At 67.4% G+C, this 25807-nt stretch carries 24 protein-coding genes and 1 tRNA gene; 15 read left to right on the forward strand and 10 right to left on the reverse strand.

Going from position 1 to position 25807, the window contains the following annotated elements; genetic code table 11:
• Positions 1-84: 84 nt before the first annotated feature.
• From CYU89_RS04230 to CYU89_RS04250, 5 genes are all read right to left on the reverse strand, one after another.
• On the reverse strand, positions 85-1302 hold the full coding sequence (locus tag CYU89_RS04230) for an RtcB family protein (protein WP_296278967.1): 1218 nt from the start codon (positions 1300-1302) through the stop codon (positions 85-87).
• Positions 1303-1351: 49 nt separating this feature from the next.
• The gene (locus CYU89_RS04235; protein WP_296278968.1) at positions 1352-2107 is read right to left on the reverse strand and encodes a hypothetical protein; all 756 of its coding nucleotides are present in this window, start codon (positions 2105-2107) and stop codon (positions 1352-1354) included.
• A gap of 60 nt (positions 2108-2167) precedes the next feature.
• The gene (locus CYU89_RS04240) at positions 2168-3286 is read right to left on the reverse strand and encodes a slipin family protein (RefSeq protein WP_296278969.1); all 1119 of its coding nucleotides are present in this window, start codon (positions 3284-3286) and stop codon (positions 2168-2170) included.
• Between the two features lie 425 nt (positions 3287-3711).
• Positions 3712-3781, reverse strand: a tRNA-OTHER gene (locus CYU89_RS04245).
• A gap of 431 nt (positions 3782-4212) precedes the next feature.
• Positions 4213-4335 (reverse strand): hypothetical protein, encoded by a 123-nt coding sequence (locus CYU89_RS04250; RefSeq protein WP_255412318.1) that lies wholly within the window; start codon positions 4333-4335, stop codon positions 4213-4215.
• A 148-nt stretch (positions 4336-4483) separates the two neighbouring features.
• Here CYU89_RS04250 and CYU89_RS04255 point away from each other — a divergent pair, with 148 nt between their 5' ends.
• The 4 genes from CYU89_RS04255 (at position 4484) to CYU89_RS04270 (ending at position 7541) form a co-directional block, all read left to right on the forward strand.
• The gene (locus tag CYU89_RS04255; protein WP_296278970.1) at positions 4484-5569 is read left to right on the forward strand and encodes a class I SAM-dependent methyltransferase; all 1086 of its coding nucleotides are present in this window, start codon (positions 4484-4486) and stop codon (positions 5567-5569) included.
• A 4-nt stretch (positions 5570-5573) separates the two neighbouring features.
• Positions 5574-6281, forward strand: coding sequence for a pseudouridine synthase (locus tag CYU89_RS04260; RefSeq protein WP_296278971.1), 708 nt, complete (start codon positions 5574-5576; stop codon positions 6279-6281).
• Positions 6278-6967, forward strand: a complete 690-nt coding sequence (locus tag CYU89_RS04265) for an HAD family phosphatase (protein WP_296278972.1) — start codon at positions 6278-6280, stop codon at positions 6965-6967. The genes CYU89_RS04260 and CYU89_RS04265 overlap by 4 nt, the downstream gene beginning before the upstream one ends.
• A 121-nt stretch (positions 6968-7088) precedes the next feature.
• Entirely contained in the window at positions 7089-7541 is a 453-nt protein-coding gene (locus tag CYU89_RS04270; protein ID WP_296278973.1) for a transposase, read from the forward strand.
• 78 nt (positions 7542-7619) lie between these two features.
• Here CYU89_RS04270 and CYU89_RS04275 read toward each other — a convergent pair whose 3' ends face one another.
• From CYU89_RS04275 to CYU89_RS04285, 3 genes are read right to left on the reverse strand one after another with little or no spacing between them, the layout of a single operon-like run.
• The gene (locus tag CYU89_RS04275; protein WP_296279003.1) at positions 7620-8174 is read right to left on the reverse strand and encodes a DUF1415 domain-containing protein; all 555 of its coding nucleotides are present in this window, start codon (positions 8172-8174) and stop codon (positions 7620-7622) included.
• Between the two features lies 1 nt (position 8175).
• Complete coding sequence (locus CYU89_RS04280) at positions 8176-8658, reverse strand: YajQ family cyclic di-GMP-binding protein (protein WP_093489837.1); 483 nt, start codon at positions 8656-8658, stop codon at positions 8176-8178.
• A gap of 30 nt (positions 8659-8688) precedes the next feature.
• On the reverse strand, positions 8689-9387 hold the full coding sequence (locus tag CYU89_RS04285) for a DUF2306 domain-containing protein (RefSeq protein ID WP_296278974.1): 699 nt from the start codon (positions 9385-9387) through the stop codon (positions 8689-8691).
• A 76-nt stretch (positions 9388-9463) separates the two neighbouring features.
• On the opposite strand from CYU89_RS04285, the gene CYU89_RS04290 reads away from it, so the two are divergent.
• Together CYU89_RS04290 and CYU89_RS04295 are read left to right on the forward strand one after the other, a co-directional pair.
• Positions 9464-10348: a DMT family transporter gene (locus CYU89_RS04290; RefSeq protein WP_296278975.1), complete on the forward strand. Its 885-nt coding sequence runs from the start codon at positions 9464-9466 to the stop codon at positions 10346-10348.
• A 30-nt stretch (positions 10349-10378) separates the two neighbouring features.
• Positions 10379-10936: a DUF1453 domain-containing protein gene (locus CYU89_RS04295; protein WP_296278976.1), complete on the forward strand. Its 558-nt coding sequence runs from the start codon at positions 10379-10381 to the stop codon at positions 10934-10936.
• A gap of 66 nt (positions 10937-11002) precedes the next feature.
• On the opposite strand, the gene CYU89_RS04300 is transcribed toward CYU89_RS04295, so the two are convergent.
• Entirely contained in the window at positions 11003-11635 is a 633-nt protein-coding gene (locus CYU89_RS04300; RefSeq protein WP_296278977.1) for an OmpW family outer membrane protein, read from the reverse strand.
• Between the two features lie 311 nt (positions 11636-11946).
• Between CYU89_RS04300 and CYU89_RS04305 the strand changes: the two genes are divergently transcribed.
• The 7 genes from CYU89_RS04305 (at position 11947) to CYU89_RS04335 (ending at position 21619) form a co-directional block, all read left to right on the forward strand.
• A complete protein-coding gene (locus CYU89_RS04305) occupies positions 11947-12396 on the forward strand; it encodes a DUF1801 domain-containing protein (protein ID WP_296278978.1) in 450 nt (149 codons plus the stop codon).
• 5 nt (positions 12397-12401) lie between these two features.
• Entirely contained in the window at positions 12402-13430 is a 1029-nt protein-coding gene (locus tag CYU89_RS04310; protein WP_296278979.1) for a LacI family DNA-binding transcriptional regulator, read from the forward strand.
• 240 nt (positions 13431-13670) lie between these two features.
• Positions 13671-16682: a beta-phosphoglucomutase gene (gene pgmB / locus CYU89_RS04315; protein WP_296278980.1), complete on the forward strand. Its 3012-nt coding sequence runs from the start codon at positions 13671-13673 to the stop codon at positions 16680-16682.
• A gap of 74 nt (positions 16683-16756) precedes the next feature.
• The gene (locus tag CYU89_RS04320; RefSeq protein WP_296278981.1) at positions 16757-19162 is read left to right on the forward strand and encodes a TonB-dependent receptor; all 2406 of its coding nucleotides are present in this window, start codon (positions 16757-16759) and stop codon (positions 19160-19162) included.
• Between the two features lie 141 nt (positions 19163-19303).
• Positions 19304-20545, forward strand: a complete 1242-nt coding sequence (locus tag CYU89_RS04325; protein ID WP_296278982.1) for an MFS transporter — start codon at positions 19304-19306, stop codon at positions 20543-20545.
• A 61-nt stretch (positions 20546-20606) separates the two neighbouring features.
• Positions 20607-21062 carry a DMT family transporter gene (locus CYU89_RS04330; RefSeq protein WP_296278983.1) on the forward strand — a complete coding sequence of 152 codons (456 nt, stop codon included), beginning with the start codon at positions 20607-20609 and terminating at the stop codon, positions 21060-21062.
• 2 nt (positions 21063-21064) lie between these two features.
• Complete coding sequence (locus tag CYU89_RS04335; RefSeq protein ID WP_296278984.1) at positions 21065-21619, forward strand: DNA-deoxyinosine glycosylase; 555 nt, start codon at positions 21065-21067, stop codon at positions 21617-21619.
• On the opposite strand, the gene CYU89_RS04340 is transcribed toward CYU89_RS04335, so the two are convergent.
• Positions 21581-22339 carry a hypothetical protein gene (locus CYU89_RS04340; protein WP_296278985.1) on the reverse strand — a complete coding sequence of 253 codons (759 nt, stop codon included), beginning with the start codon at positions 22337-22339 and terminating at the stop codon, positions 21581-21583. The genes CYU89_RS04335 and CYU89_RS04340 overlap by 39 nt on opposite strands.
• Before the next feature lie 275 nt (positions 22340-22614).
• On the opposite strand from CYU89_RS04340, the gene CYU89_RS04345 reads away from it, so the two are divergent.
• Both CYU89_RS04345 and CYU89_RS04350 read left to right on the forward strand, forming a co-directional pair.
• The gene (locus CYU89_RS04345; RefSeq protein WP_296278986.1) at positions 22615-24042 is read left to right on the forward strand and encodes a dihydrolipoyllysine-residue acetyltransferase; all 1428 of its coding nucleotides are present in this window, start codon (positions 22615-22617) and stop codon (positions 24040-24042) included.
• Positions 24043-24059: 17 nt separating this feature from the next.
• Positions 24060-25807: FAD-dependent oxidoreductase (locus CYU89_RS04350; protein ID WP_296278988.1), on the forward strand; the 1748-nt coding region annotated here is incomplete at its 3' end.

Consider the following 25807-nt stretch of genomic DNA (forward strand, 5'->3'; position numbering starts at 1 on the left):
AGTCGCGATGAAGCGTCACCGATAAGCCATCGCGACTTACGTCGCTCCCACAAGAGCGGTCAAAAAAAAGGGGCGAGCCGAAGCTCACCCCTTGATGCACACCACCTGGCGCAGCGTGTGGACGACCTCCACCAGGTCGCTCTGCGCCGACATCACCGCGTCGATGTCCTTGTAGGCCGCCGGCGATTCGTCGATCACGCCGGCATCCTTGCGGCATTCGACGTGCGCCGTCGCCTCGCGGTGCTGCGACAGCGTGATCTGCTGGCGCGCCGCGGTACGGCTCAGTACGCGGCCGGCGCCGTGGCTGCAGCTGTGGAAGCTGTCCGCGTTGCCCTTGCCGCGCACGATGAAGCTCTTTGCGCCCATGCTGCCGGGAATGATCCCCAGCTCGCCTGCGCGCGCGCTCACCGTGCCCTTGCGGGTCACCAGCAGGTCCACGCCGCCATGCGTTTCCTTCTGCACGTAGTTGTGGTGGCAGTTCACCGCCATCTTCTCCAACTGGAACTTCGGCAGACGGTGGCGCATCTCCGCCAGTACGCGCGACATCATCGCTTCGCGGTTCTCGCGGGCGTAGTCCTGCGCCCACGAGACCGCTTCCACGTAGTCGTCGAACAAGGGCTCGCCTTCCATGAAGAAGGCCAGGTCCTTGTCCGGCAGGTGGAAGCCCAGCACACGATGCGCCAGTTGCTCGCGCGCCCGCTCGATGAAGTAGTTGCCGATCAGGTTGCCGGTGCCGCGCGAACCGCTGTGCAGCATCACCCACACGGCATCGGCCTCGTCCAGGCAGATCTCGATGAAGTGGTTGCCGCCGCCCAGCGTGCCGATCTGGCGATCCAGCTTGTCGGTACGGATCTTGCGGTGCTTCTGCTTGATCGCCTCCAGGCGTGCTTCCAGTCCCGACTGCGTGATGCGCGTGCGGATGCTGTCCGGCAGCTTCCAGTGCTCCCCGCCGCGCCCGTTGCCGACCGGCACGCTGCGCTCGATGCTCGAGCGCAGTTGCGCCAGGTTGTCCGGCAAGTCCTTCGCGCGCAGCGTGGTCCGCACCGCAGCCATGCCACAGCCGATGTCCACGCCGACCGCCGCCGGAATGATGGCGCCGCGCGTCGGGATGACCGAGCCCACGGTCGCGCCCTTGCCCAGGTGCACGTCGGGCATCACCGCGACCCACGGGCCGACGAAGGGGACGGCCGCGATGTTCCGCAGCTGCTCGTGGGCGCCCTGGTCCAGGGGTACGCCGCGCACCCAGCCCTTGATCGGCGTGGTGCTGCCCTCGGCGTGCAGCAGTTCAAACGTAGTGCTCATGTTCCTTTTCCTTTCGTCCGCGAGCATCGGCGCCCCGGACGGATCTCTTTCATTGCGTGTTGTGGAGTCGATGCACGCGCAGTTCGCGTGTACCGAGCTGTCGCTTGTGGCGCGCGTAGACCTCGCCACTGCCATAGAGCGCGCGGTCGCCCTGGACGACGTGCCGCCCTGCGCCGCGATGGCCGTGGGCCACGACGGTGCAGCCTCGCACCACGTCGGTGACGCCTCGGCCACGACCGGCGGGCGGGATCAAGGCCAACTCGACCTCGTACCAGATGCCCTGCAGGCGGTGCAGCTGACGCAGCGGCCCCAGGTCGATGCGGTCCGGCGTCTGTTCGAGCATCGACCACGTTACCCGTTCCTGCCGACGAAGCTGCTCGCGTTCGCGATTGCGGCGCAGAAGTCCCGTCGCGGGATCCACGTAGAGCTTCGGTGCCCAGCGGTCGGCCAACGGCGTCGGTTGTCCCCAGCCCTTGAGCCAGTGCAGCCGGCCATCGATGATCGACAGCCGCATCGCCACGAAATCGGCCAGGTGCTGGTGGATGTGCTGCTGCACGGTGCTTCGCCGATCAATGCCGGCACAGATCTCCGAATACACCTTGTCCCACGGCCTGCCGACCTGTCCGTGCAGGTAGCGTTCCAGCGGTCGCAGATTCTCGTTGAGCCATTTCCGGTGCTGGTGGCGCCAGCGCAGGCTTTCCTGCATCGGCGCGCCCTCATCGTTGGCGTGCGGCGCACGCTCGCGGGCGTAACTTCCTCCGCGTCGCGGCCGCTCCACGATGACTTTGAACATGTCGTTGCGCATGTGTCGTCCTTTCATCCTTGTGGACCGCGAAGGCCGCGTCCATGCGGCCGCCACGGTTTGCTACTTCAATGTCACCAATTGCTTCAGCACGCCATCCAGGCCGCCGAACACGGTGAGCTTGTCGATCTTCTCGGTGACCTTCTCCAGGGCCTCGAGCTCCTTCAGGCGCATCAGCACTGGCGACTCGTCGATCAGCTTCGCGGTGTTGAGCAGGGAACGCGTGGCGTTCGCCTCCTCGCGGCGACGGATGACGTTGGCTTGCGCCGTCTTCTCCGCCTGCACCACCCCGTTGAGGATCTCCTTCATCTCGCCCGGCAGGATCACGTCCTTCACGCCCACGCCCAGCACCTCGACACCGAGCCCGGCCATCTGACCGCGCACGTAAGCGAAGATGTCGGCGTCCAGCGAGGCCTTGTCGCCCAGCAATTCGTCCAGCGTCTTGGCAGAGACCGCCTTGCGCAGGCCGTACTGCAGCTCGCGGTAGACGAAGTCGCCGACCTTCGCGACCTTGGTGCGCGCCGCCACCACGTCGGTGACGCGGGTGCTGGCGGCCAGGTTCACGCGCAGGCTGACCTTGTCGCGGGTCAGGAGCTCCTGGCCCGAGACCTCGATCGCCTGCACGCGCAGGTCGACGATGTCCACGACCACGTTCTTCTGGAAATTCCAGAAGGCGTAGCTGCCCGGGGCGAGCGTGCGCTCGAGCTTGCCGTCGATGAACACCAGGCCGGCGAACTCCGCCGGCACATCGGCCACCACCGCCAGCTTCGACAGCGCGCCCAGCTGGCGCAGGCGCCGCGCGACGGCGGCGTCCACGTCCGGCGTGGCGAGCGCCACCGCCTGCACGTCGACCTTCACCAGGCCGATCCAGTACAGGCGCCGTGTGCCGGGTGGCAGCACGTCTTCCAGCTTGCCGTTCTTCAGCACCAGGCCCACCTCGTCCACGCCGATGTCGGCGAGGACGAAGGTGTCGCCCAGGCGCTCGCCGAGGCGCGCGATCAGCGCGTCGACGTCGTGGCCGGCGTATTCCGGTGCCGCGATGTTGAAGGTGCGCACCTCGATCCGACCCATCGGGTCGAACCAGCGGTACACGCCGGGCGCGAGCAATTGCTCGAACCGACGGTTGCGATACACCAGGCAGCGCTCGCCGTCACCGATCACGACCCTCTTGGTCCAGAACATGGCGTTGTTCTCCTTGTTGGCTCTGGTGGTTCGATCCGGATCCAATGGATCGCCGCGGTGGATCGAATCCCGCGACGAACGGTGCCCATCGCGATTCGCGATCGGCGGAAGAAGGTGGAAACGCCCCTGGACGGAGGCGATGCGGGCGATCGGCGCTGTCGGCGGAAGCATCGCAACGAGGGCGCGGTCCATGGACTGCGTCGAACGCTGCGCGCTTCCGCGTCGAGGGCGCGGTGCCGGCGTCGTCCCCGCTGCGTGCGTCGCCCGACCGCAATCCATCGCGAAGGGACGACACGCCGCACGGGGCGTTTCCTGGGTGGGACTCGCGTCCCTGATTCCAGATTTACAGTCTGGTGTTGGAGCGGGATTCGAACCCGCGACTCTCGGATTAACTGTCCGATGCTCTACCCATCTGAGCTATCCAGTGGTGGACGAACCGGATTCGAACCGGTGGCCAACGGCATGCGCCGCTGCTCTGCCTCTGAGCTTCCGTCCGCTCGAGGAGCACCGTCTCCCACGCTTCGGCATACGCCACGGCAGCGCCGCGCGCACCGGACGGGACGCTAGCCCGTACCGCTGTAGCGTGTTCGATCGATGTTCCCCATTGCCGGCTGTCGCCAACCGGCAATCCGTTCGGGCGCGACGCGCCCTTGTGGGTGTTCTCTCCATGTGCAGCCCGCGTCGGGGCATCACGACGCAGCGCACATGCGCCAGTCGCAGCCGCGCCCCTGCATCGGGGCGCACACGCGCGCTACCCGGATGCCCCAGGGCGGAAAGGAACTTCCGTGGTGGAAAGAAACGAACCTCGATGCATGCGCATCCTCCGCGAACGCTGAAAACAAAACGCCCCCGGGTATGGCGACCCGAGGGCGTTCGCGTTCCTCGGGAGATCGGGGTGGCCGATCTCCCAGGGAGTCAGCCGGATGTCAGAAGTCCAGGTGCCGTGCGCGTTCGATATCGCGCAGGTCGCTGCCGTTCGCACGCAGCGCCAGGCCGCAGCGCGATGGCTGCAGGGCGGGCTTGCTGTCGAAGGAATAGGCGGGCTTCATGGGAAGAATTCGATTGCTGAAAAAACGGCCACGTGGCCGACGGGCGCGGACAATACGCCGCTTGTTTGCGATGCGCAACACTTTTTTCATTTTATTTTCGATGCCCGACCAGCGGCGGCGAAATCAGTGGCGAGTGGCTGCCGTTAGAATGACGCCTCATTCCCTGCCTGCGCGTCGCATCGTGGCCTCTCCTTTCTCCGATCCCGCTCTCGATGCCCTGATGCTGCCCTTCGCACAGGGCGTGCTCGCCTGGCCGTCCGGGCCGGTGCTGTTCCTGCGCGCGCGCGATGGCGCCGCGTTGCGCCAGTTCCCGCTGTCGCAGCTGGTATGCGAACAGAGTTTCCGTCCCGACGCCGAACTGCTGGAACGCACTGGCCTGCGCGTCGTCGCCGATGCAGCGGTCGAACCGACGCGCTACGCCCTGGTGCTGGTGTTGCCGCCGCGCCAGCGCGAAGAAGCGCGCGCGTTGCTTGCGCGCGCCGTGCAACTGGCGGCGCCGGATGGCGTCGTCGTCGCCGCGATGACCAACAACGAGGGCGCCAAGTCGGGCGAAACCGACCTGAAGCAACTCGCGGGACTGGCGGGCACGCTGACCAAGTTCCATTGCCGCACGTTCTGGACGCGCAAGCGCGCGGACAGCGTCGACGAGGCGTTGCTCGCGCAATGGTCGGCGCTGGATGCGCCGCGCCGGATCGAGAGTGGCCGCTACCTCAGCCGTCCGGGCGTGTTCGCCTGGAACCGGATCGATCCGGCCTCTGCGCTGCTGGTCGAATGTCTGCCGACGGATATCGCCGGACACGGCGCCGACCTGGGCGCGGGATGGGGATTCCTGTCGCTGTCGCTGCTGGCGCGCAATCCCGGCATCACCGCGCTCGACCTGTACGAGGCCGAGGCGCGTGCGTTGTCGCTGGCCAGGGAGAACCTCGCGGATGCCGGTGCGAGCGCAACGCTCGATTTCCACTGGCACGACGTCACTGCGGGATTGCCGCAGCGCTACGACTTCATCGTCAGCAATCCACCGTTCCACACGCAAAGCCGTGCGGACCGTCCGGACATCGGCCAGCGTTTCATCACTGCCGCGGCCGCCGCACTGAAGCCGGGCGGCCGGTTGTGGCTGGTGGCCAATCGCCATTTGCCGTACGAGCAGACCTTGAATGACAGCTTCGGCGACGTGCGCGTGGCCGGCGAGCGTGACGGTTTCAAGGTGATTGCCGCCACCAAGGCGAGGCGGTGACCGCATGAAGATCGTCAAGCACATCGCCAACCTCGGCTATGGCAGCCGCAAGGACGTGCAATGGATGTTCCGCGAAGGCCGGATCACCGACGCCGCGGGCGAGGTGCTGTACGCCGATGATCCGGTCGATCACGACGCCATCCGCGTGGATGGCGAGCCGCTCGACCCTGCACCGGGCGTCGCGATCCTGCTGCACAAGCCGGTGGGCTACACCTGCTCGACCAAGGACACCGGACGCATCGTCTACGACCTGTTCCCGCCCCGGTTCCGCGATCGCTCGCCGGTGCTGTCCACGGTCGGGCGCCTGGATCGCGAGACCAGTGGCCTGCTGCTGCTCACCGACGACGGTGGCCTGCTGCACCGGATCATTTCGCCCAAGGCCAACCTTCCCAAGGTCTACGACGCGACGCTGGCGCAGGACCTGCGCGGCGACGAAGGCGCGCTCTTCGCCAGCGGCACGCTGATGCTGGAATCGGAGCAAACGCCGCTTGCGCCAGCCGGCCTGCACGTCATCGATCCGCGCCATGCGCAGCTGACGCTCACCGAGGGCCGTTACCACCAGGTGCGCCGCATGTTCGCCGCCGTCGGCAACCACGTCGACGCGTTGCATCGCAGCCGCATCGGCGGACTGACGCTGGACGATCTCGCGCCGGGCCAGTGGCGCGTGCTCGCCGAGGAGGACCTGCGCCGGCTCTTCGAGGCGGGCGCGTGAGTCCTCCATCGCTGCCCTTCGCGCCGGCCGCGGTGATCTTCGACATGGACGGGCTGATGCTGGACAGCGAACGCGCCATCATCGCGTGCCTGGCGGAGGCGGCGCGCGAGCGCGGCCACGACCTGCCCGAGCTGTTGTGGTTGTCGATGGTCGGGCATAGCGAAGCCGTCTGCCGCCACTTGCTGGACGAAGCGGTCGGCGAAGTGGAGCGCGAACAAATCCTGCAACGCTCGCACGTGCTGTACGACGCCGTCGTCGCGGCCGGCGTGCCGCACCGTCCCGGGATCCTGGCGATGCTGGACTTCCTCGACGCCCGTCGCATTCCGCGTGCGGTCGCCACGTCCACGCGACGCCCGCTCGCACTGCGCAAGCTGGAAGCGGCCGGCCTGCTGTCGCGCTTCGACGCCGTCTGCACCAGCAGCGACGTCGAACACCCCAAGCCCGCACCCGACGTCTACCTGCTCGCGGCGCGCTCGCTCGGTGTGGATCCCGCGCGTTGCCTGGTGTTGGAGGATTCCCCCACGGGCGTGCGTGCCGCACTGGCAGCCGGCATGTATCCGATCCAGATTCCCGACCTGCTGGAACCCGATGACAGCGTCCGCGCGCTGGGTCACACGATCCTGCCGTCGCTGGACGACGCGCGCGTGCTGCTGGAGCGGCGGTTGGCGGCGCCACTGCGCGACTGATGTGGGAGCGACGTAAGTCGCGAAGCTTCTGGCCTGAATTCCGAGATCCTGTCGGGAAAAACTCCGATGGCGATTCCTTCGGTACTTGCCATGCTCGTCTCTTTCGCGGGAGCGTTTTGGCATGTCGGGATACTCTGAATTGAGGAAAGGCCGCTTCTCCGAGCCGGGCCAGGCCTATCTGGTGACATTCACCACAGCAGAGCGACGACCGCTGTTCGAGCAATCCGACCTCGCGAACTACGCTTGCCAAACCCTCACCGCAACGCGGCTCTGGTATCGGTCGCGGCTGCTCTGCTGGGTACTGATGCCGGATCATTGGCATGGTGTGATCGAACTGGGATCGATGGACGATCTGTCGACCACTATCCAGCGATTGAAATCCAACAGCGCCAGGATGATCCGCCTTCAATATCCCGATGCCGGACATGTCTGGGAGAAGGGTTTCCACGATCGCTCGTTGCGCAGCGGTCCCGCCGTCCTGGCGGCGGCACGCTACATCGTGGCCAATCCGCTGCGCGCGGGTCTTGCGCGAAGCGTGGGGCAGTATCCGTGGTGGGATGCGGTCTGGCTTTGACCATCCTGGAGATGGAGACGCAGAAGCATCGCGACTTACGTCGCTCCCACGTCACTTCCCCATCCTGCAGCCTCGTCCTCACTCCGCAAACAGCTTCGCCCAGCCCGCATGCCCCAGCGCATCCAGCGTCTTCACGTTGCGCTCGACGATGATGTCGGGGTCCGGAAAGGCTTCCACCGCGCGATCGATGCTGGCTTCGCGCAGGAGGTGCAGGGTGGGGTAGGGCGAACGGTTGGTGTAGTTGCCGATGTCGTCCGGCATCGTGCCGGCGAACTGGTAGTCCGGATGGAAGCTGGCGACCTGGATGACGCCTTGCAGGTCGAGCGCCTCGACGGCCGCATCGGCATTGTCGAGGAAGTCGTTGTAGTCCAGGAAATCCGTCAGCACATCCGGGTGCACGATCAGCGTGGTGTCGACCTGCTCGGGATCGGTGTCGCGCAACAGCACCAGTTCTTCCGCCAGTTCCTCGAGCAGGGCTTCCGGCGTGCTGGCATCGCTCAGCACGAAGCGCACCTGCTGCTTCACGTACACCGCCTTGGCGAACGGGCACAGGTTAAGCCCGATCACCGCGCGCTCCACCCAGCGACGCGTGGCGTCGATGGGGTCGTTTGCTGCGCCCGTGGTGGCCGGCATATCAGTCACGGAAGTTGTCGAACTGCAGCGGCAGCTCGAACTCGGTCTTCTTCAGCAGCGCGATGACGTCCTGCAGGTCGTCGCGCTTCTTGCCGGTGACGCGCAGCTTGTCGCCGTTGATCTGCGCTTCTACCTTCAGCTTGGCGTCCTTGATGGTGGTGACGATCTTCTTCGCCAGCTTCTGCTCGATGCCCTGCTTGACGGTGATCTTCTGGCGCGCGCCGGCCAGGTTGGTTTCCACATCGCCGAACTCCAGGCAGCGGGCGTCGATCTGGCGCGCGATCAGGCGCGCGCGGAGGATGTCGGTCATCTGCTTGAGCTGGAAATCGCTGGGCGCGGACTGGGTGATCAGCTTCTCTTCCAGCACGAACTTGGCGTCCACGCCCTTGAAGTCGAAACGGGTGGAGAGTTCGCGGTTGGCCTGGTCCACGGCGTTGGTCAGCTCGTGGACGTTGACTTCGGAGACGACGTCGAAGGAGGGCATGGGGGGAATCCTGTTACCGGGCGCGGAATTCTACCGTGCGCCGGGAAGCGGGATCGCGTCGGCCGAGGGCAGCGCGTTGGCGGGACGTCGCCGCCCCACGAGACGGCGCACCGTTTCGCACAGCAACAGCGGGACGATCCAGCTGCACCAGAGCAGGGTCGCGATCAGGGTCGGCGACGGTACCAGTCCGCCGGCAATGGCGAGGGGCAGCGACAGGCGGAAGACGATCGGCGCCAGCGTCACCGCGTAGTTGCGGACCATCCAGCGGCGGTGTCGGTCCACGAGGCCGTGGCGGATGGCGATGAAGCCGACCAGCGCGGTGGCCAGCCAGGCCAGTGCGGTCGACGAGAACGCGATGCGGATGGCGAGCGGCGCAGGCGAGCTGGCGATCAGTCCGGCCGCGCCGGTCGCGGCGACCAGCATGCCCGACAGGTAGACGCGGCCCATCACGCGGTGCATGCGCGGATGGCGTCGGCGCGACTGGGTGAAGAACTGCACCGGACCCAGCAATACCGTCGTGAGTCCGCCGGCCAGATGCATCCACAGCCAGCCCCGCCTCGTCATGAACATGCCGTAGGCGGTCGAATCGAGATGCCGATATTTCCCATACGCGGCGACCAGGAACTCGATGCTGGCGAGCCCGAGCAACAGCCACAGCACCGCCCAGGCCAAGCGCACCGCAAGCCGCGAGCGGGGCGATGCAGGGGTGCCTGGAGCGATCACAGTCATGGGCCTGCCTGCAGGATGGACGCGCGCAGGGTAGCGCACGCGCGGCGGAACATGACCAGGGAGGCGATAATGCCGCATGACCACCCCCCGTTCCTCGCTTACGTCCGCCGTCCTGCTGATGCTGGCCGCGGTGCTGCTGTTCGCGCTGATGGATGCCGGCCTGAAGCTGCTCTCTGCGCAGTACCCGCCGCTGCAGGTCGCAGCGCTGCGTGGGCTGTCTTCGCTGCCGTTGGTGGCGATCTGGGTGCTGGCGACGGTGCCGGCCGTTTCCCTGTTGCGCGTGCACTGGCCGCTGCACCTGCTGCGCGGCGTGCTGGGCATCGCGATGATGGCCGGGTTCGTTTACGGCTTGCGCACCATGCCCTTGTCCACGGCCTATGCGATCACCTTCGTGGCGCCGCTGCTGGTCACCGCGATGGCGGGGCCGCTGTTGAAGGAGCGGGTGGGAGCGGGGCGCTGGACCGCGATCGTCATCGGTCTGGTCGGCGTGCTGGTGATCCTGCGGCCGACCGGCGAAGGCATGTTGACCGCCGGTGGCCTGGCCATTCTCGTTGCGGCCATCTGCTATGCGCTGGGCGCAGTCACCGTGCGCATGCTCGCGCAACGCGACAGCACGCAGGCGCTGGTGCTCTGGTTCGTCGTGCTGCTGTCGCTCGGGGCGTCGTTGCTGGCACTGCCCGCATGGAAGCCGCTGCAGGCCTCGCACGGCTGGATCATCGCCGGGGTGGGCGTGTCCGGCTCGCTGGCGCAGGTCGCGCTGACCGAAGCCTTCCGCCGCGGCGAGGCGTCGTTGATCGCGCCGCTCGAATACACCGCGCTGATCTGGGGCGTGATCCTCGATGTCACGCTGTGGTCGGTGCTGCCCGACGGCGTGACCTGGATCGGCGCCGGCATCATCGTCGCCAGTGGCTTGTATCTGCTGCGCCGGGAGAACGTGCACGTGGAGTCGGAACACCCCTGACGCCGCCGCGTTTTGCGGCATCATGCGCGCATGCCCATCGTCCTCGTCCTGCTGCTCGTCTTCCTGCTGCTCGCCCTGTGGGTGGTGCTGCTTCCGCTGTCGCTGTGGCAGCGATACCGCTATGGGCGCTCGCGACGCATGGCGCGTGGGTGGCTGCTGGCGCTCAACGCCTGGAGCCTGCTGGTCTCGGTCGCGATCTTCCTCGTCGTCAGTGCATTCGGCCTGATCTGGTGGCCCGACAGCCTGCTGGGTGCGGGCGCGGGATTGGCGGCCGGCGTCATGCTGGGCCTGCTGGGCCTGTGGCTGACGCGCTGGGAAGTCGCGCCGCAGGGCGTGTTCTACCAGCCCAATGCCTGGCTGGCCCTGCTGCTGGTCGTCATCGTCGCCGCACGCATCGTGTGGGGGATGGTGCAGATGGTGGAGTACTGGCGCTCGCAGGCCGAACCCGCCACGCACGCCCTGCTGAGCGGGCATGGCAGCCTGCTCGCGGTCGGCGGCCTGCTGCTCGGCTACTACCTGGTCTACGCCTGGGGCGCCAAGTGGCGCGTCGCGCGCCTGGAGCGGCTGCGGGGATACGGCGCGCATTGACGGCGGAAAGCAGAAAGGCGGCGGGCCCGGAAGCCCGCCGCCCCATCGGCGCGTTGGAGCGATGGATCAGAAGCGCGCGCCGATACCCACGCCCACGACCCACGGGTCGATAGTCAGTTCTTCGCCGGTACCCTGGCCGGCCACGCGCACGCCGGCGTCACCCTTCATGTAGCGCACGTCGGTCCGCGCGAACCAGGTTTCGTTGATGTTGAAGTCCATGCCTGCCGTGGCGATGGCGCCCTTGGCGGTTTCCAGGCCCACATGCGCACCGTCACCGCCGATGCTCTCGTTGCTGAAATTGGACTCGTAGTAGCCCAGGCCCAGGAACGGGCGCATGACCTGGTCGGGCGTACCGAAGTGGTACTGGCCGCTCAGCGCAATCGGCTGCTGGTCGACGGTGCCGATCTTGCCGGCACCATCCGCCTTGACGCGGTGGTTGAACTTGTCGGCGGCGCCCCACAGTTCAACGGCGATGTTGGGGGTGGCATACCAGCTGGCGCTGATCACGGGCGCCACGTCACCGTCGATCTTCAGGCCGGGCGCGGGATCGCGATCGGGCTTGAGGATGGCGGCGCCGCCGACCACGGCGAAGCGCTTGCTGGCGGCATCGGACGTCGTATCGGTCGTTGCATCCTGCGCCAGGGCAGGTACGGCAATGAGGGAAGCCAGGGCAATCGTGAGGGTACGAATGGATTTCATGCAGGAATCTCCTGTTCTGTTTTCTTATGTCCCTTCCGTGCGTTGCGATGCGTGATGCGTCGTCGCCGTCAGGGCGAGCGCACCGTAACCACCACTGCATGAATGCCTCCTGCTGCGCGACGTGAACCAATCGAGAACGGCGCTGAAAATGCACCCTTTCGCGCTTCGATTTCACGGTGCCTGCATTTCGCTGAGCGCGTGCGGCCCGTCATTCACGCCCTGCGCCGTGCCAGCGATCGCTACGTGGGGCGCCGCCAGGCATGGCGGGTCGCCCCGGCCTGCGCTACTGTTCGCGCAAACGGAGTGGCGCCATGGCGAGCAGCAAGGCGAAGACGGTCGAGGAATACCTCGCGGAACTGCCCGAGGATCGCCGCACGGTGATCGCCTCGGTCCGCGACCTGGTCAACCGGCACATCCCCGACGGCTACGTCGAGGCGATGAGCTGGGGCATGATCGCGTGGGAGGTGCCGCTGTCGCGCTATCCGACCACCTACAACAAGCAGCCGTTGCCGTATGTCGCGCTGGCCGCGCAGAAGCAGTACTACGCGCTCTACCTGACGGTGTGCTACGCGAACTCCGCGCAGGACGTAGTGCTGCGCAACGCCTACGCGGACGCCGGCATGAAGCTGGACATGGGCAAGAGCTGCCTGCGCTTCAAGAAGCCGGCCGAGCTGCTGCCCGAAGTGATCGGCCGCGTGATCGCCTCCACGCCGGTGGACACGCTTATTGCACAATACGAAGCCAGCCGCGCACGGACGTGACCCGCATGCCCCCTGCCAAACGCAAGCGCCGTACCGGCGCCACGGCGCTGCCGTCGCCCGGCGACCACCTGACCATGGCGGATCTGGCGAAAGTGGCTGGCGTATCGGCGATCACCGTCTCGCGCGCGTTGCGCGACAGCCCGCTGGTGAATGCGGAAACCCGCGCACGCGTGCGCGAGGTCGCCCAACAGTACGGATATTCGTTCAATGTCAGCGCGCGCAACCTCAAGCTCCGCCGCAGCATGACGGTGGCGGTGGTGGTGGAAATGAAGCCCACCGTCGAGCGCCAGATGTCGGGGCCTTATCCGCTCGATCTGCTGGGCGGCATCACCCAGGAACTGACCTCCACCGGCTACAGCGTGCTGCTGACCTCGCTGCAAGGCGGCTCGCTGCCGAACGTCCAGGCTGCCGACGGCGTGATCCTGCTGGGCCAGGGCGCGCATGAGGACGCGATGCACGAAGTGCAGCGCTGGGGCCGGCCGATGGTGGTGTGGGGCGCGGTCAGCCGGCACGAATCGCAGGTGGTGGTCGGCAGTGACAATCGCCGCGGCGGTGCATTGGCGGCGGAGCGTTTCATCGCGCTCGGTCGCAGCCGCCCCGCGTTCCTCGGCGATCCGGCCCATGGCGAGTTTGCCGAACGCCTCGAAGGTTTCAGCGCCGCGTTGGCGCGCCATGGCATCACCCCGATCGCGCCGACCGTCACCAGTTTCACCGTCGGCGCGGGCGCGGATGCGGTGCATGCGCTGCTGCAGGCGAACCCGCAGGTGGACGCACTGTTCGCCGCCAGCGATCTGTTGGCCATCGGCGCGATCCGCGCGCTGATCGAACGTGGGCGGCGGGTACCCGAGGATGTCTCGGTGATCGGCTACGACGACTCCCCACTGGGCGCGACCTACGTGCCGCCGCTGACCTCGGTGCACCAGAACTTCATAGATGCCGGCGTGCTGCTGGCCCGCAAGGTGCGCGCCCTGATCGAGGGCGACCAGGCGGTTTCCGAGACGCTGCCGACCCATCTGGTCGTCCGCACGACCTGAGCGCATTGTGCTGCTGCATCGCAGCGGCCACCCGGTGGACATCCGGGCGCGTCGATCCGCTTCTTGTTGCCACCAAACTATTGAATAAAAAGGGTTTTGTCTATGTCCCTGCCTTGGCGTTGGCAGGGTTCCGGACTTTGAGAGGCTTCTTTGACATCGATAACTTGACATCGATAACAACGACTTCTAGCGTGCCCCCGCCCGTGGTTCCGCCACGGCCGGTAACAGGTGAGCACGAGGATGTCGGTGGAACAGAAGCAGGCGCATACATCGGGTCAGGGCACGGCGGGCGAAAGCCGGTCCGATCCCTGGCGGCTTACCCAACGGGCGTTCGACGCCGAGCGCGCGGCGCGCGATGAAACCCTGTTCGCCCTCGCCAACGGCACGCTGGGTGTGCGCGGTGCGCTGGAGGAAGACGACAGCCCCAGCGATGGCACGTTCCTGTCGAGCGTGTTCGAGCAGAACCCCATCCACTACCACGAGCGTTTCCCCGGCTTCACCCGCAGCACCGACACGCGGGTGCCGGTCGCCGAGGGGAAGCACCTCCGGCTGCGACTCGGCGACACGCCGCTGCGCCTGCAGGAAGCAGAGTGGCTCGACTTCGAGCGCACGCTGGATCTCGCCGCCGGGGCGCTCGAGCGCCGCCTGCGCCTGAAAACCGCGCAGGGGCATACGCTCGAGATCCGCGCGCGCCGCGTGGTGCCGCTGGCCGAGCGCGCATTGCTCGCCATCCGGTTCGAAGTGGCGTCCATCGACTATGCGGGCCCACTGACGCTGTGTTCATCGATCGAGACCGGACGGCAGGCCGTCGAACAGGGCGATGATCCCCGCATCGGCGTGCACGGCGGCAAAGAGCTGCACGTCGCGGATGAGCTTGCCGATGCCGAAGGCGCCCGGCTGACGCAGCGCACCCATCACAGCGGCGTCGCCCTGGTGTGCGCACAGCAGCACCGGCTGTCGCCGGGCCTGGTGTTCACCGTGGCGCAGGCGGGCGATGGCCGCGTGGAGCAACGCTTCGGCGCCACGCTGATGCCAGGCGCTTCCGTGGTGATCGAGAAATACGTCGCTTACGACGACGGCAATGGCCAGGCGCAGGACAGCGTGGACGCCGTGCTGGCGCGCGCATTGCGCGACGGGTTCGACGGCATCGCGGCCGCGCAGGCCGACGCCCTGCATGCGTTCTGGCAGCGCGCCGGTCTGTCCGTGGAGGGCGATGCCGCGGCGGAACTCGCGCTGCGCTTCAACCTGTTCCACCTGCTGCAGTCGGCCGGACGCGACGGCATCAACGGCACGGCCGCCAAGGGCATCACGGGCGAAGGCTATGAAGGCCATTGCTTCTGGGACACCGAAGCCTTCGTGTTGCCGGTCATGGCGTTCACCGCGCCGGACGTGGCGCGCGCGATGCTGATGTACCGCTTCCGCACGCTGGACGGCGCGCGTGACACCGCGCGCGCGATGAACCATCCCCGCGGTGCGCTGTACCCCTGGCGCACCATCGCCGGCCGCGAATGTTCCGCGCACTATCCCAGCGGCTCGGCGGCGTACCACATCAATGCCGCCATCGCCTACGGGATCGGGCTTTATCTCGACGCCAGCGATGATCTCGACTTCCTCAGCGAGGCTGGCGCCGAGATTCTTTTCGAGACCGCGCGCATCTGGCCGCAGGCCGGCCATTTCAATCCGCGGCTCGGCGGTGCGTTCTGCATCCACGAGGTCACGGGACCGGACGAATACACCACGCTGGTCAACAACAACTGGTACACCAACCGCATGGCGCAGCGGCACCTGCAGCGCGCCGTCGCTGCATGGGCCCGCCTCTCGGCCGATCGCCCCGACGCACTGCGCGCCCTCGCCAGCCGCATCGGGCTCGATGCCGATGAAGTCGCGCTCTGGCAGCGCGCCGCCGACGCGATGCACCTGCCGGTGGACGCGGCGCTCGGCATCCATCCGCAGGACGACGATTTCCTCGCCAAGCCGCGCTGGCCGTTCCCCAGGCGCGAAGGGCCGCATCGCCCGCTGTTGCTCGATTACCACCCGCTCACCCTGTACCGCCACCAGGTCTGCAAGCAGGCCGACGTGGTGATGGCGATGGTGCTGGCCGGCGATGGCGTCGACCTGGGCACGAAGCGCCGCGACTTCGATTACTACGAGGCCGTCACCACCCACGACTCCACGTTGTCGGCGCCGGTCTACGGCATCCTGGCCAGCGAAGTAGGCCAGGACGGCAAGGCCTGGGACTACTTCGACGCCAGCCTGCGCGTGGACCTGGACGACCTGCACGGCAACACCGACCACGGCGTGCACATGGCGGCGATGGCCGGCAGCTGGCTGGGGCTGGTGCAGGGATTCGGCGGCTTGCGCATCGTGGCGGGCCGGCTGCAGTTCGCCCCCACCTTGCCGCAAGCGTGGAAGGGTTACGGCTTCAACCTCCGCTGGCGCGGCTGCGCGCTGCGCGTGGATGTGGACGCGCGCGGTGCCCGCTATCGCCTCGATGAAGGCGACGCGCTGGCGTTCGGCCACGCCGGCAGCGAAGTGATGCTGAAGGCAGGGCGCGAAGTCGCGCTGCCGCTCGCCGTGCCATCGCCACCGAAGATGACGCTGCCCCGCGCTTGCGCCGCGCTGATCTTCGATCTCGACGGCGTGCTGACCGATACCGCGCACACGCATTACCGGGCATGGAAGCGGCTGGCCGACGAGATCGGCGTGCCGTTCGACCTGCAGGTCAACGAACGCCTGAAGGGCGTGGACCGGATGGCGTCGCTGGAGATCATCCTCGAGCGCGCCACGCGAAGCTATTCCAACGACGAGAAGCGCGCGTTGGCCGATACGAAGAACGGCTACTACGTGCAGGAGATCGCGCACGTCGGTCCGCAGGATCTGTTCGACGGCGTGAGCGAGGTACTCGATGCGGCGCGCGCGGCGGGCCTGAAGCTCGGCCTGGCGTCGGCGAGCCGCAATGCGCCGGCGCTGCTGCAGAAGCTGGGTATCGCCGACCGCTTCGACTACATCGCCGATGCCGGGCGCATCGTCCGCGCCAAGCCCGACCCGGCCATCTTCCTCGACGTCGCCGCCGCGCTCGGCGTGCCGGCGCACCGCTGCATCGGCGTGGAAGACGCCGCGGCCGGCATCGAAGCCATCCATGCGGCGGGCATGGCCGCGATCGGCATCGGCGACGCGCGCGCGCTTCGCCATGCCGACGCCGTCATCCCGCACATCAACGCGTTTGACCTGAGGACGTTCGTATCGCCTTGACCGCACGTGGCCACAGAAGCCGCGGTGGGCAGCCAGCCAACAACACGACAACAATGCAAGTGGAGGGAGGGACCATGCAACACACCAAGCACCCGATGCGCTACGCCCTGTCGGCCGCCATCGCGCTGGCGCTATCGCCGGCGCTGGCGAGCGCGCAGGAAGCCGCACCCGCGGCGCCCGCCGACCAGGAGGCCAAGACGCTGGACGCCGTGGTCGTCAGCGGCACGGCCAAGTTCAAGGGCCTGCGCAAGCGCGACGCCAGCTTCTCGATCAGCACCGCCACGCCCGAGCAGATCCAGGAAACCGCGCCCACCAGCACCGCCGACCTGCTGAAGATCGTGCCGGGCGTCTGGGCCGAGGCCAGCGGCGGCGGTACCGGCGCCAACGTCTTCGTGCGCGGCATGCCGTCCGAGGGCGATGCACCGTTCTTCACCCTGCAACTGGACGGCTCGCCGATCTTCCCGCCGCCGACGCTGTCGTTCCTCGAGAACACCACGCTGTTCCGCATCGACGACACCATCGCGCGCGTCGAAGGCCTGCGTGGCGGCCCCAGCCCCATCTATTCGAACGGCCAGCCCGGCGTCACCGTCAATTTCATCCAGAAGAAGGGCGAAGACACGCCCGAAGGCCTCGTGCGCCTGACCGTGGGTACCGACGACCTGCGCCGCGTCGACTTCTACAGCGGCGGCCCGCTGGGCACCGACACCGGCTGGTACTACAGCGTGGGCGGCTTCTACCGCGAGACCGATGGCGTACGCCAGACCGGCTTTCCGGTGGAGAAGGGCGGCCAGCTCAGCGCCACGCTGACCAAGCGCTGGGCCGAGGGCGAGTTCAATCTCTACGCGCGCCACACCGACGACAAGAACACGTTCTATACCGCGGTACCGTTGGTTTCGCGCAACAACGGCGAGGACATCTCCGGTTTCCCGGGGCTGGATCCCACCACCGGCACGCTGGTCGGCGACGACTTCCGCCGCGTCACGCTGCCCACGGGCGTCGGCAACCAGACGATGACGCGCGACCTGGCCGATGGCCGCGGCGTGGACATCGACGTGTTCGGCGGCTCGCTGGACTGGTACGTCGGCAACTGGACGATCAGCGACAAGTTCAACTACCTGAAAGGCGATGCGCCGACCTACGCACTGTTCACCGGCGCCAATCCGCAGACGCTGTCGTCGTACATCACCGACACCTATGGCGCAGGGGTGACTGGCACCGGCACGTTCGTCAATGGCGGCGGCGCGGTCGATCCGAACCAGCAGGTGCTGACGGCCGGTTTCTGGGTGGTGGACAAGGAGATCAGTTCGTTCACCAACGACCTGCGCTTCAGTGTCGACCTGACCGACAGCAACGCCCTGACCTTCGGTATGTACTACGCCGACTATTCGTCCAAGGACCGCTGGTGGCTGGGCAACAACATGCTGCTCACCGCGCAGGACAACGCGCGCCGCGTGAACCTGGCGCTATCCAACGGGCAGGTCGCTACGCGCGACGGTTTCGTGGGCACCGCGTTCTACAACATCCGCGGTGACTACGACGGCCAGAACACGGCCTTCTTCATCGCCGACGAATGGACCGTCAACGACCGCATCCGCCTGGATGCCGGCGTGCGCTACGAGCGGCAGGAGGTCAACGGCACGGTGTGGGATCCGGTCACGGTCGACCTGGACGGCAATCCGGACACGCTGTACGACAACAACACCTCGGTCTCGACCACGCCGCGCAGCATCGACCAGAACGACAGCGACGTGTCGTGGACGGCGGGCCTGAACTACACGCTCAACGACAGCGTCAGCCTGTTCGGTCGCGTCAACTCGGGCTTCACCTTCCCGCAGTTCGACAATCTGCGCGACGGCGCCAACAACAAGACCGAGATCGACCAGTACGAGCTGGGCCTGAAGGCCGGCGGCGAGACGTACGAGATGTACCTCACCGGGTTCTACAACGACTTCACGGGTCTGCGGTACCAGGCGTTCGACAACAACGGCAACAACGTCGTCATCATCGGCGACTCGAAGGCGCGCGGCCTGGAGTTCGAGGGCGCGTGGCGGCCGGCGGGCGGTTTCGAACTGGCGTGGAACGCGACCTGGCTGCGCGCCAAGTATGGCGACTTCTCCACGTTCGACGGCAACCAGGTGGTGCGCCAGCCGAAGTTCCGCGCACGGTTGACGCCCAGCTACTACTGGTCGCTGCCGTGGGGCGACCTGAAGGTGTTCACCACCTACACCCACGTGGGCGATCGCTACTCGGATCCCGCCAACGGCCAGGTGCTGCCGAAGTACGACACCTGGGACGTCGGCGCCAGCGCGCACCTGGGCGACCACTGGGAGTTCACCTTCTCGGGCCGCAACGTCACCGACGAGATCGCGCTGACCGAGGGCAATGCCCGCGTGCTGGGCAATGCGACCAGCGGTGGCGTGTTCATGGGCCGTCCGCTGGAAGGTACGTCGTACCAGGCCTCCGTCGCCTACCGCTGGTGATGTAGCGCGGCCCGTGTTCGCGCGGGCCGTCTTCCGCCGCCGCGCCGTCTCTCCCCGGCGCGGTGGCGGATATCCTCTTCGCACTGGGCGTCGCGCGGCAGGGCCGCGCCGACGTCGCGCACGAACCGACCGGTACCGCCCATGACGCGCACCCGCATGATCCTGGCGATGATCCTGACCTACATGATCTTCGCCATGCTGTTGAACTCCGTGGGCACGGTGATCCTGCAGTCCATCCAGGGCTTCGGTATCAGCAAGGCCGATGCGAGCCTGCTGGAAGCGTTCAAGGACCTGCCGATCGCGATCACATCGTTCCTGGTGGCCTCGTTCCTGCCGAGGCTGGGGTATCGCCGCGCGATGATGCTCGGCCTGTCGCTGGTCGCGCTCGCCTGCGCCGCGATGCCGCTGCTGCATGCGTTCTGGGCGACCAAGCTGCTGTTCACCACGGTCGGCATGTCGTTCGCGCTGGTGAAGGTGTCCGTGTACTCCAGCATCGGCCTGCTGACCGAGGACGCGAAAGGGCACGCCGCGTTGACCAGCACCGTGGAAGGCTGGTTCATGGTCGGCATCCTGGGCAGCGCATGGCTGTTCGCCGCGTTCATCAATGCCGAGGTGCCGGGCGATCCGGTCTGGCTGGACGTCTACTGGGTGCTCGCCGCCCTGTGCGTGGCGGTGGTCGTCCTGCTGGCGACCTGCACGCTGGACGAACGCGCCGCGCAGGATGGCCATGCGGCGGGCGAGTCCTTCGTCGACATGTTCCGCCTGCTGGCGTTGCCGCTGGTGGCGGTGTTCCTGGTGTCCGCCTTCCTCTACGTGTTGATGGAGCAGGCGATCAACACCTGGTTGCCGACCTTCAACCGCGAGATCCTGCACCTGCCCACGACGCTCAGCGTACAGGCGGCCGGCATTTTCGCCGGGTCGCTGGCGCTGGGCCGGCTGGGCGGCGGCGTGCTGCTGCGGCGCGTGCCCTGGTTCTGGTTGCTGAGCGGGTGCGTGGTCGCGATGGCGGTGCTGGTGCTGGTGGCGCTGCCGCTGGCCGCGAACGTGCTGCCGCGCGAAGGCATGACGTGGTGGAACGCGCCGCTGGCCGCGTATGTGTTCCCGCTGATCGGCCTGCTGATGGCGCCGATCTACCCGGCGATCAATTCGGTGGTGCTGAGCGCGCTGCCGAAGGCCCGGCATGCGGCGATGACGGGGTTGATTGTGGTGTTCTCGGCCCTGGGCGGCACCACCGGTTCGTACATCACCGGACAGTTGTTCGCGCATTTCGACGGGTCGCGTGCGTTCTACCTGCTGCTGGCGCCGATGGCGATGCTGCTGGTGTCGATGGCGCTGCTGCATCGCGCCGTGTCGAAGCGGAACGGCATGCTTCCGGTGGCGTGATGCGAACGCGTTGACGCCGCGTGGCGTATCGTTCGTCCTCCTGTTCTGGACGAGACGACGCATGAATGCGACCGGCGTGGCATTGGCTCTCTTCATCGGCATGCTGCTGCCGCTGCAGGCGTTGATCAACGCCTCGCTCGGGCGACAGACCTTCGGCCCGGTGTTCGCGTCGCTGGCGTCCTTCATGGTCGGCACCGGCGTGCTGTTGGCGTGGTGGCTGCTGACGCGGCCGGTGTTCGTGCCCGCGGCACTGGGCAAGGTGCCGTGGTGGGCGTGGACCGGTGGCGTGATCGGTGCGGTGTTCGTGGCCTCCGCCACACTGCTCGTGCCGCGGCTCGGCGCTGCCTCGCTGATCTGCCTTGTGGTGGCCGGACAACTGGTGGGTTCGGTGGTGCTGGACCACTTCGGCGTGCTGCATCCACGACAACCCGTCGATGTCGTGCGTATGGCCGGCCTTCTGCTGGTGGTAGCGGGTGCGGTACTGGTGGTGAAACCCTGGCAGGGTGCCGGCGGCTGAGCATGGACGTGCTGACCGGCCTGCCGCCGGTGGTCGCGCCGGACTGCCGCGTGCTGATACTGGGATCGATGCCGGGCACGGCCTCGCTGCAGGCGGCGCGCTACTACGCCCATCCGCGCAACCGCTTCTGGCCGGTGATGGAAACGCTGACGGGCGTCGCGGCGGATGCCGCCTACGAGGTGCGACTGGCGGCCCTCCAGCGGGCGGGCATCGGTTTGTGGGACGTGATCGGCGAATGTCGTCGCGCAGGCAGCCTGGACAGCGCCATCGTGCGCGGCAGCGAACGACCGAACGCGATCGTGCCACTGATCGCCTCGCTGTCCGGGCTGCGCGCCATCGCGTTCAATGGCGCGACGGCGTCATCGCTGTTCCGCCGCCATGTGCAACCGCAGTGGCCAGCGGCATCGCAACGCCGCGTGCAGAGCGTGGCGCTGCCATCGACCAGCCCGGCGCATGCCGCGATGGGACTGGCGGCATTGTGCGAGGCGTGGAGCGTGCTGACGCCGTGGCTGGCAGGCTCAGCCCAACGCGGGGCGGGACTGCGGCCGGACCCGTAGCCACACGGTCTGCACCGCGAGCACGACCGCGACGACGACCGCCACCACCGCGGCCGTGTCGCTGCCTGGCACGGTCCAGCCCGACTGCTTCACGTACACCGCCGCCAAGGCCCACAGCGCGGCCGCGGCAAACAGCAGGTTGCCGCGCATGCGGTGGTTCGCCCACAACAGCAGCGCGGTCGCCAAAGCGAACAGCACCAGCGTCCATGGCAGCATGGCGTCGGTCGGCAGCAGACGGTATGCCACGATCACCTGCGCGGTGTTGAGGAAGGCCGCCATCGACAGCCATCCCGCATGCAGCGACAGCGGCGCCCATGCCCACGCAGTGAGGCCCGGGGTGGTGGTGCGCGCGTCGAAAAGCGCCACCGCGCAGCGCAGCAGGCAGGCCAGCGCCCCCCAGATGATCAACAACGCCAGCCAGAACAGCTGTTGCGAGAACACCGGCATCCACACGGCGGTCAGCGCGAAGCCGCCCGCCGCCCATGGTCGCACGCTGGCGAGAGGCGCCGTCGCCGCCCGCCGCGAAAACGCCTGCCAGGCGCCGAACACGACGTCCCACAGGAAGATCAGGCCCCAGATGGCGAAGGCGTAGCCAGCCGCCACGATGAGCGTCGGATATTGGTCCGAGATCGCACCATTGGTGGGGCCGAACGAACCCTGCTGTGACAGCCAGGACACGACGGGCATGGCGAGCGACAACAGCAGGACGAGCCAGCGCATGGGAACCTCCGGGAAGGGATGGGCGGCGATGCTAGGCTTGGGCCCGTGAACGCCGCATCCAGATACGTGCGAACGCGCATGTCGGATGAACAATGCGGGTGCGTATTGCGGGATCGCGTGCTGCGTCGTCGTCCGACCAAAGGGATACCACTGCGCGCGCGACGGGGCGCAATGTCCCTCGGGGACAGCAATTAACACGAAGGAGTGGTTGGCGCATCGCGCCACTGCGGACACAATAGGGGTTCCCTTCTTCACGCCCGCACCGGAGTAACGCCATGTCCGACATCAAGGAAGCCAAAGTCCCCGATATCGGTGACTACGACGGCGTACCGGTGATCGAGATCCTGGTCGCCGTGGGCGACACGGTGAAGAAGGACCAGGGCCTGGTCACGCTGGAGTCGGACAAGGCGACCATGGAAGTGCCGTCGCCGTTCGCCGGCGTGGTGAAGGAGATCAAGGTCAAGCTGGGCGACGAGATCGCCGAAGGCGCCGTGGTGGCGCTGATCGAAACCAGCGAAGGCGCCGCCGAGGCCAAGCCCGCCGCCGCACCCGCACCGACCGCCACGGCTGAAACCGGCGCGAAGGTCGAACCGGTCGCCGTTTCGCCGACGCCGGACAAGATTGCCCAGCGCGAGATCGCCCAGGAGCGCGCCGCACCCGCCGCGGCGCCCGCTGCCTCGCGCGTGCTGGACGACAAGCCGGGCATCGATCCGGAAGCCTCGCCGCCGCGTACGCCCCCGGTCGAATTCAACGCCGACCGCGTGCTCCCCGAAAAGGTTGCCTACGCCAGCCCGGCCGTGCGCCTGTTCGCGCGCGAACTCGGCGTGGACCTCAACCAGGTCAGCGGCAGCGAGCGCGGTGGCCGCATCAGCAAGGAAGACGTGCAGAAGTACGTCAAGGGCGCGTTGGCCGGCGGCGTGTCGGCGCCTGCCGCTGCGGGTGCGCCGGCGGCTGCCGGTGGTGGCCTGAACCTGCTGCCGTGGCCTAAGGTCGACTTCAGCAAGTTCGGCGAGACCGAAGTCGTCGCGCTGTCGCGCATCAAGAAGATTTCCGGCGCCAACCTGGCCCGCAACTGGGCGATGATTCCGCACGTCACCCAGCATGACCACGCCGACATCACCGACCTGGAAGCGCTGCGCGTGGCGCTGAACAAGGAGAACGAAAAGGCCGGCATCAAGCTGACCATGCTCGCCTTCCTGATGAAGGCCAGCGTCTCGGCGCTGAAGAAGTTCCCCGACTTCAACGCGTCGCTCGATGCCAGTGGCGAGAACCTCACGCTGAAGAAGTATTTCCACGTCGGCTTCGCCGCCGATACGCCGAACGGCCTGGTCGTGCCGGTGATCCGCGACGTCGACAAGAAGGGCGTCAACGAGATCGCGCAGGAAAGCGGCGAACTGGCGAAGAAGGCGCGCGACGGCAAGCTCGGCCCGGCTGAAATGTCCGGCGGCTGCTTCTCCATCTCCTCGCTGGGCGGCATCGGCGGCGTGGCGTTCACTCCGATCGTCAATGCGCCGGAAGTCGCCATCCTCGGTGTGTCCAAGTCGTCGATCCAGCCTGTCTGGGACGGCAAGCAGTTCCAGCCGCGCCTGATGCTGCCGTTGTCGCTGAGCTACGACCACCGCGTGATCGACGGCGCCGCCGCGGCGCGCTTCACCGCCTACCTCGCCCAGCTGCTCGGCGACATGCGCCGCGTGCTGCTCTGATCCGGGAGGCTTGAGACATGGCGAACACGATCGAAGTCAAAGTCCCCGACATCGGCGATTACAGCGATGTACCGGTCATCGAAATCCTGGTCGCCGTCGGCGACACGGTGAAGAAGGACCAGGGCCTGGTCACGCTGGAATCGGACAAGGCCACGCTGGAAGTGCCGTCCTCGGCCGCCGGCGTGGTGAAGGAACTCAAGGTCAAGCTCGGCGACGCGCTGTCCGAAGGCAGCGTCGTGGCGGTGCTGGAAGCCGAAGGCGCCGCCGTCTCCGCGGCCGCGCCGGCCGCACCTGCGGCCCCTGCAACGCCGGCCCCGACGCCGGCTGCCGCGCCTGCGCATGCTGCACCGGTCGCCGCGCCCGCCGCGTCCGGTGGCGGTGGCCTGATCGAAGCCAAAGTGCCCGACATCGGCGACTACGATGGCGTGCCGGTCATCGAGATCCTGGTCGCCGTCGGCGACACGGTGAAGAAGGACCAGGGCCTGGTCACGCTGGAGTCGGACAAGGCGACGATGGAAGTACCGTCGCCGGCCGCTGGCGTTATCAAGGAAATCAAGGTCAAGCTCGGCGATGAGCTGGCCGAAGGCAGCCTCGTCGCGATCCTGGAAGGCGAGGGCGCTGCCGCGGCGCCGGCCAAGTCCGCTCCCGTCACGCCGTCGCCCGCCGCCCCTGCCGCACCGGCCACCTCGGCGCCGAAGCCGGCGCTGGGCACCGGCAAGGCCGCCGACATCGAATGCCGCATCGTCGTGATCGGTTCGGGCCCTGGCGGCTACACGGCGGCGTTCCGCGCGGCCGACCTCGGGCTGGATACCGTGCTGATCGAGCGCTACGAAACGCTGGGCGGCGTCTGCCTCAACGTGGGCTGCATCCCGTCGAAGGCGCTGCTCCATGCGGCGGCGCTGATCGAGGAAGCCTCGCATTCGGACGACATCGGCATCAGCTTCGGCAAGCCGAAGATCGACCTCGACAAGCTGCGCAGCTTCAAGCAGGACAAGGTGGTCGGCCAGTTCACCAAGGGCCTGGCCGGCATGGCCAAGCAGCGCAAGGTGCGCACGGTGACCGGCGTGGCGAAGTTCGTCTCGCCGAACGAGCTCGAGATCGTCGGCAGCGATGGCAAGGCCCAGCTGCTGCGCTTCGAGCAATGCATCATCGCCGCCGGTTCGCAGGCGGTGAAGCTGCCGAACTTCCCGTGGGACGATCCGCGCGTGATGGATTCCACCGATGCGCTGCAGCTGGCCGAGGTGCCGAAGAAGCTGCTCGTGGTCGGCGGCGGCATCATCGGCCTGGAAATGGCGACGGTGTACCGCGCGCTGGGCAGTGAAGTGACCGTGGTCGAGTTCATGGACCAGCTGATGCCGGGCGCCGACAAGGACCTGGTGAAGCCGCTGGCCGACCGCCTGAAGAAGCAGGGCGTCATCGTTCACCTCAAGACCAAGGCCGCCAAGGTCGAGGCGTCGAAGAAGGGCATCACCGTCGGCTTCGAGAGCGCCACCGAAGGTCACGCGCCGGAACTGGCGTCGGGCACGTTCGATCGCGTGCTGGTCGCGGTGGGCCGTTCGCCCAACGGCGGCAAGCTGGACGCAGAGAAGGCCGGCGTGACCGTCACCGACCGCGGCTTCATCCCGGTCGATGCGCAGATGCGCACCAACGTGCCGCACATCTTCGCCATCGGCGACCTGGTCGGCCAGCCGATGCTGGCGCACAAGGCGACGCACGAGGGCAAACTGGCGGCGGAAGTGGCCGCCGGCGAGAAGAAGGAGTGGGT

Source organism: Pseudoxanthomonas sp., from assembly GCF_002863005.1.
Lineage (GTDB): Bacteria > Pseudomonadota > Gammaproteobacteria > Xanthomonadales > Xanthomonadaceae > Pseudoxanthomonas_A.